At 72.7% G+C, this 14,593-nt stretch carries 10 protein-coding genes; 4 read left to right on the forward strand and 6 right to left on the reverse strand.

Annotated features, from left to right (window positions below; all coding sequences use genetic code 11):
• Window positions 1-50: 50 nt before the first annotated feature.
• The gene (typA, locus tag BM314_RS11255; RefSeq protein ID WP_020093051.1) at window positions 51-1,874 is read right to left on the reverse strand and encodes a translational GTPase TypA; all 1,824 of its coding nucleotides are present in this window, start codon (window positions 1,872-1,874) and stop codon (window positions 51-53) included.
• A gap of 362 nt (window positions 1,875-2,236) precedes the next feature.
• Here typA and BM314_RS11260 point away from each other — a divergent pair, with 362 nt between their 5' ends.
• Together BM314_RS11260 and BM314_RS11265 are read left to right on the forward strand one after the other, a co-directional pair.
• Window positions 2,237-4,897, forward strand: coding sequence for an ABC transporter ATP-binding protein (locus BM314_RS11260; protein WP_091978181.1), 2,661 nt, complete (start codon window positions 2,237-2,239; stop codon window positions 4,895-4,897).
• 77 nt (window positions 4,898-4,974) lie between these two features.
• Complete coding sequence (locus BM314_RS11265) at window positions 4,975-6,411, forward strand: cytochrome P450 (RefSeq protein ID WP_091978182.1); 1,437 nt, start codon at window positions 4,975-4,977, stop codon at window positions 6,409-6,411.
• Here BM314_RS11265 and BM314_RS11270 read toward each other — a convergent pair.
• From BM314_RS11270 to minC (BM314_RS11290), 5 genes are all read right to left on the reverse strand, one after another.
• Window positions 6,401-7,285 carry an alpha/beta fold hydrolase gene (locus BM314_RS11270; protein ID WP_091978183.1) on the reverse strand — a complete coding sequence of 295 codons (885 nt, stop codon included), beginning with the start codon at window positions 7,283-7,285 and terminating at the stop codon, window positions 6,401-6,403. The genes BM314_RS11265 and BM314_RS11270 overlap by 11 nt on opposite strands.
• Window positions 7,286-7,448: 163 nt before the next feature.
• The gene (minE, locus tag BM314_RS11275; protein ID WP_042672278.1) at window positions 7,449-7,790 is read right to left on the reverse strand and encodes a cell division topological specificity factor MinE; all 342 of its coding nucleotides are present in this window, start codon (window positions 7,788-7,790) and stop codon (window positions 7,449-7,451) included.
• Complete coding sequence (gene minD, locus BM314_RS11280) at window positions 7,787-8,602, reverse strand: septum site-determining protein MinD (RefSeq protein ID WP_020093046.1); 816 nt, start codon at window positions 8,600-8,602, stop codon at window positions 7,787-7,789. The genes minE and minD overlap by 4 nt, the downstream gene beginning before the upstream one ends.
• A gap of 13 nt (window positions 8,603-8,615) precedes the next feature.
• Window positions 8,616-9,344 carry a septum site-determining protein MinC gene (gene minC, locus BM314_RS11285; protein ID WP_020093045.1) on the reverse strand — a complete coding sequence of 243 codons (729 nt, stop codon included), beginning with the start codon at window positions 9,342-9,344 and terminating at the stop codon, window positions 8,616-8,618.
• A gap of 231 nt (window positions 9,345-9,575) precedes the next feature.
• Entirely contained in the window at window positions 9,576-10,244 is a 669-nt protein-coding gene (gene minC / locus BM314_RS11290) for a septum site-determining protein MinC (protein WP_056533382.1), read from the reverse strand.
• Window positions 10,245-10,458: 214 nt separating this feature from the next.
• Between minC (BM314_RS11290) and addA the strand changes: the two genes are divergently transcribed.
• On the forward strand, window positions 10,459-13,956 hold the full coding sequence (addA, locus tag BM314_RS11295; RefSeq protein WP_091978184.1) for a double-strand break repair helicase AddA: 3,498 nt from the start codon (window positions 10,459-10,461) through the stop codon (window positions 13,954-13,956).
• 222 nt (window positions 13,957-14,178) lie between these two features.
• Window positions 14,179-14,502 (forward strand): thioredoxin, encoded by a 324-nt coding sequence (gene trxA / locus BM314_RS11300; RefSeq protein WP_010682902.1) that lies wholly within the window; start codon window positions 14,179-14,181, stop codon window positions 14,500-14,502.
• Window positions 14,503-14,593: the final 91 nt, after the last annotated feature.

The following is a 14,593-nucleotide window of genomic DNA, read 5'->3' on the forward strand; positions in this document are numbered from 1 at the left end:
GCCTGAGCGCCCGGTTGCCGGTCATTCACGATCGGTGACGGTCGCGCGCCTCAGGCGGCGTTCTCCTTCGACCGCTCGGCCCGCTTGCGGTCGTTCGGGTCGAGGATCGCCTTGCGCAGGCGGATCGACTTCGGCGTCACCTCGACGAGCTCGTCGTCCTGGATCCAGGCCAGCGAGCGCTCCAGGGTCATCCGGATCGGCGGAGTGAGGCGCACGGCCTCGTCCTTCGAGGTGGTGCGGATGTTGGTGAGCTTCTTGCCCTTGAGCACGTTCACCTCGAGGTCGTTCTCGCGGTTGTGCTCGCCGACGATCATGCCCTGGTACACCTTCCAGCCCGGCTCGATCATCATCGGGCCGCGGTCCTCTAGGTTCCACATGGCGTAGGCCACGGCCTCACCCTGGTCGTTGGAGATCAGCACGCCGTTGCGCCGGCCCGGCATCTCGCCCTTGTAGGGCTCGTACGCCTTGAACAGCCGGTTCATGATCGCGGTGCCGCGGGTGTCGGTGAGCAGCTCGCCCTGGTAGCCGATCAGGCCGCGGGTCGGGGCGTGGAAGACGAGGCGCAGGCGGTTGCCGCCGGAGGGCCGCATCTCCAGCATCTCGGCCTTCCGCTCGGACATCTTCTGGACGACGACGCCGGAATGCTCCTCGTCGACGTCGATCACGACCTCCTCGATCGGCTCCAGCAGGCCGCCAGCCTCGTCGCGCTCGTACACGACCCGCGGCCGCGACACGGCGATCTCGAAGCCCTCGCGGCGCATGGTCTCGATCAGGATCGAGAGCTGCAGCTCGCCGCGGCCCGAGACGTAGAAGCTGTCCTTGTCGGCCGCCTCCTCGATCTTGAGCGTGACGTTGCCCTCGGCCTCCTTGAACAGGCGGTCGCGGATCATGCGGCTCGTCACCTTGTCGCCCTCGGTGCCGGCGAGCGGGCTGTCGTTGACGATGAACGACATCGTCACGGTCGGCGGATCGATCGGCTGCGCCTGGATCGGGGTCTCGACCTGCGGGTCGCAGAAGGTGTCGGCGACGGTGCCCTTGATCAGACCGGCGATCGACACGATGTCGCCCGCCTCGCCGATGTCGATCGGCGCGCGCTCCAGGCCGCGGAAGGCGAGGATCTTCGACACGCGGCCGGTCTCGACGACCTTGCCGTGACGGTCGAGCACCTTGATCTGCTGGTTCGGCTTCACCGAGCCCGCGGCGATCCGGCCGGTGATGATGCGGCCGAGGAACGGGTTGGCCTCGAGCAGGGTGCCGAGCATCCGGAACGGCCCCTCCTCGGTCCGGGCCGGCGGCACGTGCTTGAGCACGAGGTCGAACAGCGGCTCGAGGCCGACCGACGGGTCCGCGTCCGGGCTGTCGGCCATCCAGCCGTTGCGGCCCGACCCGTAGAGGATCGGGAAGTCGAGCTGCTCGTCGGTGGCGTCGAGGGCGGCGAACAGGTCGAACACCTCGTTCACGACCTCGTTGATCCGCGCGTCCGGACGGTCGACCTTGTTGATCGCCACGATCGGGCGCAGGCCGATCTTGAGCGCCTTGCCAACCACGAACTTGGTCTGGGGCATCGGCCCCTCGGCGGCGTCCACCAGCACGATCACGCCGTCGACCATCGACAGGATGCGCTCGACCTCACCGCCGAAATCGGCGTGGCCGGGGGTGTCGACGATGTTGACGCGGGTGTCCTTCCAGACGACCGAGGTCGCCTTGGCGAGGATCGTGATGCCACGCTCCTTCTCGAGGTCGTTCGAGTCCATCGCCCGCTCCTCGACCCGCTGATTCTCGCGGAAGGTGCCGGACTGGGCCAGCAGCTTGTCGACGAGGGTCGTCTTGCCGTGGTCGACGTGAGCGATGATGGCGATGTTGCGCAGTTTCATGGCGGCCCGAAACGGGTTGTGCCGGCTCCCTGGCGGCCGCGCGGCGCGGCCGTCCGCGCCGGTTCAGGTACGGAGTCGTGGTGGTTGCGTCGCAATATAAGGACGCGCGCGCTTGGGCAAGGCCGCTGAAGTCATGGGGGCCTCGCGTGACCGGGATTGCTGGGGGAAGATCGGCGTCGGGATCCGGCGCCGAGTGCCCTATATGACGGCGCGATGACACCGCGGCCGGCGGGAATCCGCGCCTATCGGGCTGTATTGGATGAAACCGGATCCCTCGGGTAGCGTATCGACCAGGATCAGGCGTCCGGCTGCGGCGATTCGGCCGTCGGGCCGCCAGGGCGGGCTTTCGTCGGAAGGACACGATGCGCGCGCTTGAGCCGCGGCTGTTCCCGTATATCTGGCGCTACTCCAAGGTCGCGCAGCTCCGGATCTGCGCCGTCGTGCTGGCGTCGCTCCCGTTCTATTTCGCCTCGCTCGACCTGCCGAAGCGCATCGTCAACGACGCGATCACGGGGAAGGCCTACGCGCACGGCGAGGCGACCGCGCCGTTCCTCGAGCTCACCGTCGAGTGGCCCGCCTTCCTGGGCGGCGGCAAGACGCACCTGTTCGAGGGGTTCCAGCTCGACCGGTTCGAGCTGCTGCTCAGCCTGTCGACGCTGTTCCTCAGCCTCGTCCTGATCAACGGCGCGTTCAAGTTCTGGATCAACCTCCAGAAGGGCATTCTCGGCGAGCGGATGCTGCGCCGCCTGCGGTTCCAGCTGTTCTCGCTGATGCTGCGCTTCTCCCCGGAGACGCAGCGGGAGGTGAAATCCTCCGAGACCGCGACGATCATCCGGGACGAGGTCGAGCCGATCGGCTCCTTCATCGGCGACGCGATCGTGGTGCCGGTGTTCCTGGGCACGCAGGCCGCGACGGCGCTGGCCTTCATCATGATGCAGAACATCTGGCTCGGCATCGCGGCCGGCGGCATGGTCGCCGTGCAGATGACCGTGATCCCGCGGCTGCGGCGGGAGATCATCCGTCTCAGCCGCCAGCGTCAGATCGCGTCCCGCGCCCTGGCCGGGCGCGTCGCCGAGGTGCTCGACGGCCTGCAGGCGGTGACGCTGAACGACACCGGCCGCTGGGAACGCGCGGAGATCGGCGGCCGCCTCTACCGGCTCTACGACCTGCGCCTGCGGATCTACCGCCGCAAGTTCGCGGTCAAATACCTCAACAACCTGCTCGCGCAGGTGACGCCGTTCCTGTTCTACGCGATCGGCGGCTACTTCGCCCTGAAGGGCCAGCTCGACATCGGCCAGCTCGTGGCGGTCCTGGCCGCCTACCGGGACCTGCCGCCGCCCCTCAAGGAGCTGATCGACTGGGATCAGCAGCGCCTCGACGTCGAGGTCAAGTACGAGACCGTGGCGGCGCATTTCGGCCCGCAGCGCCTCCTGCCGGCCGAGCACGAATCCGAGCGCGCGGCGCCCCGGCTCGGCGGGCCGCTGCGGCTGGAGGGCCTGCAGCTGCGCGATCCGCAGGGCGGCTCCCTGATCGAGGTCGGCGACGTGGAGGTGCGCCTCCCCGGGCAGGTCGCCCTGGTCCCGCCCGGGGCGATCGCGCAGGAATTCGTCCGCGTGCTCGCCGGGCTCCAGTCGCCGCCCGGGGGCACGGTCCGGATCGGCGAGCACGACCTCTCGACGCTGCCGCGCCGCGACCACGCGCGGCGCATCGCCTACGCGGGCGTCCAGCCCGTGCTGTTCCCCGGGACGCTGCGCGACAACGTCCTCTACGGGCTGCGCGTGCACCCGCTGCGCACCAAGAGCCTCGACCTCAGCAAGGCGCGGATCAACGAGGCGGTGAAGACCGGCAACCCCTGCGACAGCGTCGAGGACCCCTGGATCGACTTCAAGCGCCTCGGCGTCCGGGATGCCGACGAGCTCGACGAGCGCCTGCTCGACCTGCTCGGCCGGCTCGACCTCGGCGACGAGCTCTACCGGTTCGGGCTCGGCGCCCTGAGTTCGGTCGCCCACGACACGCCGGTGGGCCAGCGCATGATCGCGGCGCGGGAGCACCTGCGCGAGCATTTCGCCCAGAAGGGTCTCGCCGACCTCGTGATCCCCTTCGCCCGGGGCCACTACAACGAGCAGGCCACCGTCGGGGAGAACCTGCTGTTCGGCGTCCCCCGCGACCCGACGCTGACGGATCCGCGCCGCCTCGCCGGCGTCCCCCTGTTCCGCGACGCGCTGGAGAAGGTGAAGCTCCTCGACGAGCTCGACCGGATGGGCGTCGCCATCGCCAGCAACCTCAAGGACATCTTCGCCGACGTGCCGCCGGGCCACCCGCTGTTCCGGCGGTTCTCGCTGATCACCCCGGACGCGCTGCCCGACTACCTGCGCCGGCTCGCGCGCCTGCCCGAGGACGGGCGGCTGAGCGAGACCGACAGCGTGGCCTTCCTGGCGCTGGCCCTCGCCTATGTCGAGCCGCGGATGCGCTTCGGGCTGCTCGACGAGACCCTGGCCAAGCGCATGGTCGGCGCGCGGGCGGTCGTGCAGGGCTTCATGCACGGCGACGACGGCTGCGACGTCGAATCCTACGACCCGAACCGGATCAACCCGCGCAGCACCGTCCTCGACAACCTGCTCTTCGGCCGCATCGACACGGCGCGGATGCACGGCGAGGCGCTGATCCAGAAGGAGGCCCGCGCGGTGTTCCGGGAGTTCGACCTGGAGCGGCCGATCCAGCGGCGCGGCCTCGAGAAGGAGGTCGGCAACCGCGGGCAGGCGCTCGCCGAGCGCGTGCGGGTGCGGGTCGGCCTCGCGCGGGCGATCCTGCGCGAGCCGGAGATCCTCGTGGTCGACCGGGTGGACGAGCACCTGGAGCGGGGCGTCGACACGCTGCTCGACGTGACCGAGACCGCCCTGCCCCGGGCGAGCCTCGTGGCGAGCCTGTCGCCGGAATCCGACCCGGCCCGGTTCCCCGCGCGCCTGCCGATCCAGAGTGCCGACCGGAGTGCCGAAGCGCGCCTGCGCGCGGCGGCGGAATGACGTAAGCGTGACCGGTCCGCGCGGGGCGCGGCCGGCGGTTTACAGGGCTGCCCGTCTCCGGCACAGGATGGCACCCCATGCCAACATTCTCGGACGCCACCGCGACCCCGGACCGGACGATCCCGAGCCTCGCCGGGACGCCGCGCGTGGTGCCGCCGCACCGCGCTCCGCCCGAGCGCGAGCTGCCCCTGTCCGCCTACCTGCGGTCGATCCGCGACAACGCGCTCGCGGGCTTCCCCCGGCGCGCCTTCGAGGAGCCGGTCACCCGCCGGGGTCTGCTCGGGCGGTCGAGCTTCGTGCTGAACGACCCCGAGGCGATCCGCCGGGTGCTCGTCGAGAATCAGGCGAACTACGCCCGCACCACCGGGACGACCCGCATCCTGCGCCCGATCCTCGGCGACGGGCTCCTGATCAGCGAGGGCTCGGCGTGGCGGCACCAGCGGCGCACCCTGGCGCCGGCCTTCACGCCGCGGGCGATCGACGGCCTCGTGCCCCATATCGCCGCGGCCGTGACCGACGGGATGGAGCGCATCGCCGCCGAGGCCGCGGCGGGGCCGGTCGACCTGTTCACGTCCTTCTACCGGCTCGCCCTCGAGATCGCCGGGCGCGCCATGTTCTCGGTGGGGATGGACCAGCACGGCGCCGAGCTGCGCCAGTTCATCGCCGAGTACGCCGAGCGGATGGGGCGGCCGCACCTCCTCGACATCGTCACCCCCCCGGGCTGGCCGGTGCCCCTCGACTGGTCGCGCCGCCGGTTCCGGCGCCGGTGGATCCCCTTCCTCGACCGGATCATCGCGGCGCGCCGGGCGGTCGAGGGGGACAGGTCCCGCTCGGGCGATTTGCTCGACCTGCTCGCGGCCGCGCGCAATCCCGATACCGGCGCCGCCTTCACGCCCGACGAGCTGCGCGACCAGGTCGCCACCATGATCCTGGCGGGCCACGAGACCACGGCCGGCACGCTGTTCTGGGCGGCCTACCTGATGGCCCTCGCGCCGGAGGTGCAGGAGCGGGTCGCCGCCGAGGCGCGGGCCGCTGACCTCGCCGACCCCACCGGCTGCCAGAGCGACGGGCGGCTGCCGCTCACCCGCGCGGTGATCGACGAGACCTTGCGCCTGTACCCGGCGGCCTTCGTGGTCGTCCGGCGGGCGCTGGGCCCGGACACAGTGGCGGGCCACGCGGTCAAGGCGAGCGACATCGTCATGGTGAGCCCCTGGGTGCTCCACCGCCACCGGTCGCTCTGGCCGGACCCGGACGCGTTCGATCCGGGCCGCTTCCTGCCCGGCGCCCCCGCCCCGCGGCGCTTCGCCTACCTGCCCTTCGGGGCCGGCCCGCGGGTCTGCATCGGCGCGCAGTTCGCCCTGAGCGAGGCCGTCCTCTCCCTGGCGCGGGTGCTCCAGCGGTTCCGGCTGGTGCTCGACGAGCGCGAGCCGGTGCTGCCCCAGGCGGTCGTGACGACCCAGCCCGATCGCCCCGCGCGCTTCCGGCTGATCCCCCGCGCGCCGGTCAGCCCCTGATCCCGGTGATCGTCGCCGAGATCGCCCGGGGGTCGCGCATCGGCCAGCGGCCGCTCTCCACCTGCGCCAGGAAGTCGTCCAGCAGGCGGTTGTAGGCGTCGGGCTCCTCGACCGAGAGGGCGTGGCCGGTATTGGGCAGCATGGCGAGGGCGGCGGAGGGGATGACCCGCTTGAGCATCAGGCTCGGGGTGAGGCAGGGCCAGTCCTCGTCGCCGGCGACGATCAGGGTCGGGACGGTCATGCGCCCCAGCTCGTCCGTGAGATCGTAGAGCGACGGCCGCCCCTTCTGCACGCCGGCCTGGGTGTTGGCCGAGCCGAGGGCCGAATGCTCGGCGAGCATCCGCCTGAACTCGGCGTGCCCGCGCGGGTCCTTGGTCTCGAACTGCACCCGCGTCGGCCCGACGGCGTAGCGCTCTGCGAAGGCCGCCATGCCGTCGCGGAGGAGCATCGCGGCGGTGGCGTCCGCCTCGGCGCGGAACAGCGCCTGCCGCTCCGGCTCCGCGCCGTAGCCGCAGCCGCCGAGGCACAGCGACAGCGCCCGGTCGGGGTGCCGCAGGCCGAAATGCAGGGTCGCGAAGGCGCCCATGGAGATGCCGGCGACGTGGGCCTTCGGCGCGCCGAGATGGTCGAGGACGGCCAGGATGTCGTCGGCGGCGCGCGCCTGCGCGTAGGCCGTGACGGACTCAGGCACGTCGGAGGGCGGGTAGCCCCGGGCATTGAACGCGACCGCGCGGTAGCGCCGGCCGAAATGGCGCAGCTGCGCCTCGTAGCTGCGGTGATCGCCGGCGAACTCGTGGACGAAGATCAGCGGCGTCCCCTGGCCGCTCTCCTCGTAGTGGAGCCGTATCCCGTCGTCCGTCGTGGCGCTCGGCATGGCGATCCTCTCATCGGCCTCCCCCGGGGTTTCCGAGATGGCGCGGCGGGGCGCCCGGTCGAGAGTCGGGACCGGAGTTCGTGGAAGGAACGACGAAGCCGCACCCGGCGGACCGGGCGCGGCGCGTGGATCTCCGTGCCGGCGGGGACGCTCCCCGCCCGGCTCAAGCGGCCTTCTTGGAGGAGGCCGGCTTGGCGGCCCCCTTCTTGGCGGCGACCTCGGCGAGCTTCGCGGCCAGCTTGGCGTCGAGCTTGCCCGAGGCACCGAGCGGCAGCTCGATGTCGAGGCCGAGGGTCGAGACACCCTCGCCGCGCTCCAGGGTGACCTTCACCTTGTCGGGCTCCACCGCGACGTGGTTGGCGATCACCGCCAGGATTTCCTCCCGGAGCTGGATCACGAGGTCGGGGCGACCCGACTCCGCGCGCTCGTGGGCGAGGATCAGCTGCAGGCGGTCGCGGGCGACCGCGCCGGAGCTGCGCTTCTGGAACAGTCCCAGGATGCTCACGCCGCCCTCCGCATGAACAGCTTGTCGAGGAAGGACTTGCGCTCGACCGGCAGGCTCATCGGCACGGACTCGCCCTTGAGCCGGCGGGCCGCGTCGGCGTAGGCCCGCGCCGGGGCGCAGAGCGGGTTGTTCAGCGTCACCGGGCAGCCGAGGTTCGAGGCGCGCAGCACCTCCTGGCTCTCCGGGATGATCGCGAGCAGCGGGATCGACAGGATGTCGAGCACGTCCTCGGTCTTGAGCATGTCGCCGCGGTCGGCCCGCATCGGGTCGTAGCGGGTGAGGATCAGGTGCTTCTCGATGTCCTCGCCCTTCTCCGCCTTGGCGGTCTTGGAATCGAGGAGGCCGATGATCCGGTCGGAGTCGCGCACCGAGGAGACCTCGGGGTTGGTCACGACCACCGCCACGTCGGCGTGGTGCATGGCGAGCTGGGCGCCGCGCTCGATGCCGGCGGGGGAATCGCAGATCACCCAGTCAAACTTCGCGCGCAGCTCGTCCATCACCCGGGCCACGCCCTCATCGGTGAGCGCGTCCTTGTCGCGGGTCTGCGAGGCCGGCAGCAGGTGCAGGGTCTCGAGCCGCTTGTCCTTGATCAGCGCCTGCGGGAGCTTGGCGTCGCCGTTGACCACGTTGATGAGGTCGTAGACGACCCGGCGCTCGGCGCCCATGACGAGGTCGAGGTTGCGCAGGCCGACGTCGAAGTCGACGACGCACACGCTCTGCCCGCCCTGGGCCAGGGCCGCTCCGAGGGCCGCGGTCGTCGTCGTCTTGCCGACGCCGCCCTTGCCCGATGTGACGACGAGAACCTTTGCCACGCGTCGATCTCCCTTAATCCAGGCTTGCCATTCGGATGTTGCCGCCATCGAGCCAGACCTGGGCGGCCTTGCCGCGCAGGGCCGTGCCCATGTCCTCCGCCGTCCGCACGAGGCGGTCGATCCCCAGCAACTCGGGTTCGAATTTGCGGCAGTAGATTCGTGCGCGCGGGTTGCGCGCGGCTCCGGCGATCGCGCGACCGCGCAGGGCGCCGTAGACGTGGATCGAGCCGCCGGCCAGGATCTCGGCCCCGGAGGAGACGGACCCCATCACGGTCACGTCGCCGGTCGGGTTGATGACGCTCTGTCCGGAGCGGACCGAGCCCTCGACGGTGATCGAGGTGACCACCTGCGGCTCCGGCTCGGCCGGGACGCTCGGGATCTCGATCGTCTCGGACGGGTGCCCCTTGACCAGCAGCGGCGGCAGGCCGTCCACCACCGCGTCGGCCCCCTCGATGCCCAGGACCGCGATGCCGCGGGCCTTGAGCTCGTTCATGAGCGTCTCGAGCGCGTCCGGCTCGGGCTTGAGCTGGGCGCAGTCCAGGATGACGGCCCGGCCTTTCAGCAGGGTCGGCGAGCGCTTGAGCGCCGCGTCGAGGCCCGCGAGCCACTCGGGGAGCGGCGGCTCGGGGGAGAGGGCCAGGGCCTTGAAGGCCCGCCCGCGCAGGCTGAGCGGCCGGGGCGCGGAAGGAGCCGCCGCTGTGGCGGTCTCCGGGTCGATCGGCTCGGGGAGGGTGTCGCTCATGTCCGCCCGTTAAGAGTCCTTACCGGACCATTGACGGCGGGTATGGTTACCGAAGGGTTAAGTTTCTGATCCGGTCGGCAAATTCTGCCGGGATCCTTGTATCGGGGCAGCGGAGGATGGTCTCACGCCCTCGGGCGCGCGTCGCGGGGGGCTCGGCCCCGGTCTCCGTGGGTTCTGCGCGGGCGGAAAGGCCGTTAACCGACGGCCTGAACGCCGGAGCTGCGAAGCCTCTCAACCTCGCTCGAACAGGTTCAGCTTGATCGCGTCCTCCAGCAGCCGCACCTCCACGGCCTGCCCCCGGAAGGCCGGGTCGAGGTCGTCGGCGGCGCGGTAGAGACCGTCGATCGCGACCAGCTCCGGCTCGAACCGCCGGCACCAGATCCGCGCCGTCGGGTTGCCGGCGGCGCCGGCGATCGCGCGGCCGCGCAGGGCGCCGTAGACGTGGATCGAGCCGCCCGCGATGACCTCGGCGCCCGACGCCACGGCGCCCAGCACCGTGACGTCGCCCTCGAGGTGCAGGACGGTCTGGCCGGAGCGCACGGGCGCGTCGAGGATCAGCGAGCGGGCCGTCTCCCTGGCCTGCGGCTCGGCCGGCGCGGGCGCGTCCGCGGCCGACTCGTCCGGGGCGGCGATCTCCCCCGCGGGGCGCCCGCCCGACAGGGCCGGCGGGGTCGCGGAATCCAGGAGCGACGGCGCCGCGCCCTCGATCCCCAGGATCGGGATGTTGCGGGCGGCCAGCTCGGCGAGCAGACCGTCGAGATCCTCGCGGTTGAGCCGCAATCCGGACAGGTCGAGGATCACCGGCCGGCCGGCGAAGAAGTTCGGGGCACGGCGGTTGAGGGCGTCGAGGTCGCCGAACCAGTCGGCGACCGGGGGGATCGGCGCCAGGACGGTGGCCATGAAGGAGCGGCCGCGGAAGCGGATCGGCGGGCGCGCCGGCTCGGATGTCGGCTGGGTCACGGGCGTGTTCGGTGTGCGCGGAAGGGATCGTCTGCATCCATGGGACGGCGCCGCGCCCGGGGCAATCCCGCGAGGGCCGGTGTGACGCCTTGGCGGGTCCGCGGGCGCGTTTCTGTTGTAGAGAGAGAGCCGGCAGCCGAGCCGGACCGGACCGTTGAGCAGCGTCACCCCGCACGCCCCCGCCCCCTTCGTCGTCGACGACCTGACCCGCGCCAACCAGCGTCGGGCGGCCGACCCGCGCGCCTCGGCCTGGGTCTCGGCCAATGCCGGCGCGGGCAAGACCAAGGTCCTCACCGACCGGGTGGTCCGGCTGCTCCTCGACGAGGCGCCGCCCGGCCGGATCCTCTGCCTGACCTTCACCAAGGCCGCCGCGGCCAACATGGCGATCCGCGTCTTCCGGCTGCTCGGCCGCTGGGTCACGCTGGACGACGAGACCCTCGCCGCCGAACTCGCCGAGCTCACCGGCGAGCGCGCCGGGCCCGAGCGCCTGCGCCTGGCGCGGCGCCTCTTCGCCCGGGCGGTCGAGACGCCGGGCGGCCTCAAGATCGAGACGCTGCACGCCCTGTGCGAGCGGCTGCTCCACATGTTCCCCTTCGAGGCGAACGTGCCGGCCCGCTTCGTGGTGCTCGACGAGGCCAAGGCCCGGGAACTGTCCGACATCGAGATGGCCAACGTCCTGGCCGACGCCGTCGCGAACGGCGACACGCCGCTCAGCGCCGCCCTCGCGCGGGTCACGCCGGAAGCCACGGGCGACACCCTGCGGGCGGCGATCCGGGCGGCCATGCGAGCGCGGAGCTTCATCGGCGACGCCGCCGGCCTGGAGCGGGCCTTCGGGCGGCTGCACGGGGCGCTGGGGCTGGCGGCCGAGGAGTCCGCCGAGCGGATCGAGGCCGGGATCCTCGAGGGCGGTCCCGGGTGCCGCCCGGAGGAGCGCGCCGCGCTGGTCGCGGCGCTGCGCACCGGCAAGGCCAACGACGAGAAGCTCGCCGACGCGCTCGAAGCCGCCGAGGCCGAGCGGCTCCGCTCCGCGGACCTTCCCGACCGGGCCGAGGCGCTCGCCCTCTACCGCGCGGTCTTCTTCACCCAGAAGGACGAGCCCAAGGCCGACAGCAGCCTCGGGACCAAGGGCGTGCCGGCCGGCGCCAAGGCGGCGCTGCTCGCCGAGCGGGACCGGCTGGATCCGCTGTTCGACCGCCTGCGCGCCGCCCGGGCCCATGCCCGCACGCAGGCGCTGTTCCAGATCGCCGCCGAGATCCACCGCCGCGTCGAGGCGCAGAAGGCGCGCCTCGGCGCCCTCGACTTCGACGACCTGATCCACAAGGCGCTGGACCTGCTCGGCCGCGTCGGCGCCGGCTGGGTCCTGTACAAGCTCGACCGCGGCATCGACCACGTCCTCGTCGACGAGGCGCAGGACACGAACCCGGAGCAGTGGGCGATCCTGCGGGCGATCACGCAGGAATTCGCCGCCGGCGAGGGCGCGCGGTCCGGCAGCCGCACGCGCTTCGCGGTGGGCGACCCCAAGCAGTCGATCTACGGCTTCCAGGGCGCGGAGCCGCGGGAATTCGCCCTGACCCGCGCGTCCTGGATCGCGGAATCGCGCTCGGCCGGACTGACCTTCGAGGACGTGCCGCTCACCCTGTCGTTCCGCTCGACCGATCTCGTCCTGCGCGCCGTCGACGCGGTCTTCGCCCTCGACGCGCACAACGAGGGCCTGTCGTTCGAGGACACGGTGCGCACGACCGTCCACGCCAGCGCCCGCCCGGGCGCGCCCGGCGCCGTCGAGCTGTGGCCGATCGCCGAGCCGGAGCCGGCCGCGGAGCCCGATGCCTGGACCGCCCCCGTGGACGCGCCCGAGACCAGCGCCCCGGCGATCGTCACCGCCCGGCGGGTGGCGCAGGCGGTGCGCGCCTGGACCACCGCGGGGGACGCGACCGGCCGGATCTGGCGCCCCGGGGACGTCCTGATCCTGGTCCGGAAGCGCGGGCCGGCCTTCGAGGAGGTGATCCGCGCCCTGAAGGGGCTCGGCGTCCCGGTCGCCGGGCAGGACCGGCTCGAGGTCTCCGCCCACATCGCGGTGGCCGACCTCGTCGCCGCCGGCCGGGCGGGCCTCCTGCCGGCCGACGACCTGACCCTCGCCACCGCCCTCAAGACGCCGCTCGTCGGGCTCACCGACGAGGACCTCGTGCGGATCGCCGCCCGCCGCGACCTCGCCGAGACCCTGGAGGATGCCCTGCACCGCCACGCCGCGGCGGGCGACGCGGCCGCGCGGCGCGGGCTCGAGGCCCTGTCGGGCTGGATCGCCCTGGCGGGGCTCCACGGCCCGTTCGGTTTCTACGCCCGGCTCCTCGGGCCGCAAGGCGGCCGGGCCAAGCTGGTCGCCCGCCTCGGCGGCGAGGCCGGGGACGCGATCGACGTGTTCCTCGCCGCCGCCGCCCAGGCCGAGACCGGCGAGGACGCCCCGTCGCTGGGCGGCTTCCTCGCCCGCTACGTCGGGGCCGAGGCCGGCCACACGGTCAAGCGCGACCTCGAATCGGGCCGCGACGAGGTCCGGGTCATGACGGTCCACGGCGCCAAGGGCCTGGAGGCGCCGGTCGTGGTGATCCTCGACGGGTGCGAGCCCCTCGGCCGCAACGACCCGCCCCTCCTGCCGCTCCCGGCGACGGAGATCGCCCTGCCGCCGGTCTGGTCGGGCGGGCGGACGCAGGACTGCGCCGCCACCGACGCGGCGCGGGCGGCCCTGCTCGCCAAGGCCCGGCAGGAGCACAACCGCCTGCTCTACGTCGCCATGACCCGCGCGGCCGACCGGCTGATCGTCGCGCCCTTCCGCGGCCACGAGCGCGAGACCGAGGCGGCGTGGTGCCGGATGATCCAGGCCGGCCTGGAAGCGGCACTCGGCGCCGGCCGGGCGCTGGAACTCCCCTACGGGCCCGCGACCCTCTGGCAGGACGGCGCCCCGCCGGATCCCGCCCCCGCCGCGGGTGCCGCGTCGGCCGGAGCGGAAGCCGGGCCGGAGCCCGACTGGCTGCGCGGCCCGGTGCCGCCGGAACCGACCTCCGAGGCCCTGAACCCGTCCGGCGCCCTGCAGGCGGCGGACGGCGCGCGCGTGCCGCCGCCGCGCCTCGCCGACGCGCAGGCCCGGCGCCGCGGGATCCTGACACACGCCCTGCTGCAGCACCTGCCCCGGGTCGAGCCGGACCGCCGGGAGACGGCGGGGCGCGCCTTCGTGCAGGCCCGGGCGCCCGGTCTGCCGCGCGCGGCCGCTCCCGCGATCGTCCGGTCGGTCCTCCGGATCATCGACGCCCCCGACCTCGCGCCGCTCTTCGCCCGGGACGCCCGCGCGGAGGTGGCGCTGTCGGGGCGTGTCCGTGCCGGCGGGGCAGAGAGGGTGGTCCAGGGGCGCGTCGACCGCCTCGCCGTGACGGCGGACACGGTGCACCTCGCCGACTTCAAGACCGGGCGCCCGCCCGAGCCCGGCGCGCCGCTGCCCGCCGCGGAGGCCGGCCAGATCGCCCTCTACGCGCGCCTCCTCGCGCAGATCTACCCGGGCCGGACGATCCGGCCGATTCTCGTCTGGACCTCGGGGCCGGTGATCCGCGCCCTCGATTCCGACGACGTCGCGACGGCCCTGGACCGGATCGGGATCGAGGCGTGACCCGTGCCCCGGGGCGCGTGCCCGGAAGCGGTCCGCATGCGCCAGCGCACGTCGCGGTGGGGCGATTCACCGAGAGAGCCGTGCGTCCCGGGCACCCCCGCCCTCCCCCGGCGACCGGACTTCTTGACCGGGCGCCGGGCCGTCGCCAATTCTGACCGGACCGCGCGGGCCTCTGCCCGTTCGACGCCGCCCGACGGGCGGCGGATTCCGAAAGGTGACGTTATGGCGACGGTGAAAGTAACCGACGCGAGCTTCGAGCAGGACGTTCTCAAGTCCGCCGAGCCCGTCGTGGTGGATTTCTGGGCGGAGTGGTGCGGCCCCTGCCGTCAGATCGGCCCGGCCCTCGAGGAGATCGCGACCGACCTGCAGGGCAAGGTGAAGATCGCCAAGGTCAACGTCGACGAGAACCCGCAGATCGCCGCCCAGTACGGCATCCGCTCGATCCCGACGCTGCTGCTCTTCAAGAACGGCGAGCGCGTGGACCAGAAGGTCGGCGCCGCCCCGAAGGGCGACCTGTCGCGCTGGATCGGCGCCCAGACCGCCTGAACCGGCCACACGGTTCCGAACGACAAAAAGAAAGCCCGGCCGCGAGGCCGGGCTTTCTCGGTTTCGAGCCCAAGTTTTTTATTTCGGGATC

Origin of the sequence: Methylobacterium sp. 13MFTsu3.1M2 (genome assembly GCF_900112625.1) — a bacterium.
Classification (GTDB): Bacteria; Pseudomonadota; Alphaproteobacteria; order Rhizobiales; family Beijerinckiaceae; genus Methylobacterium.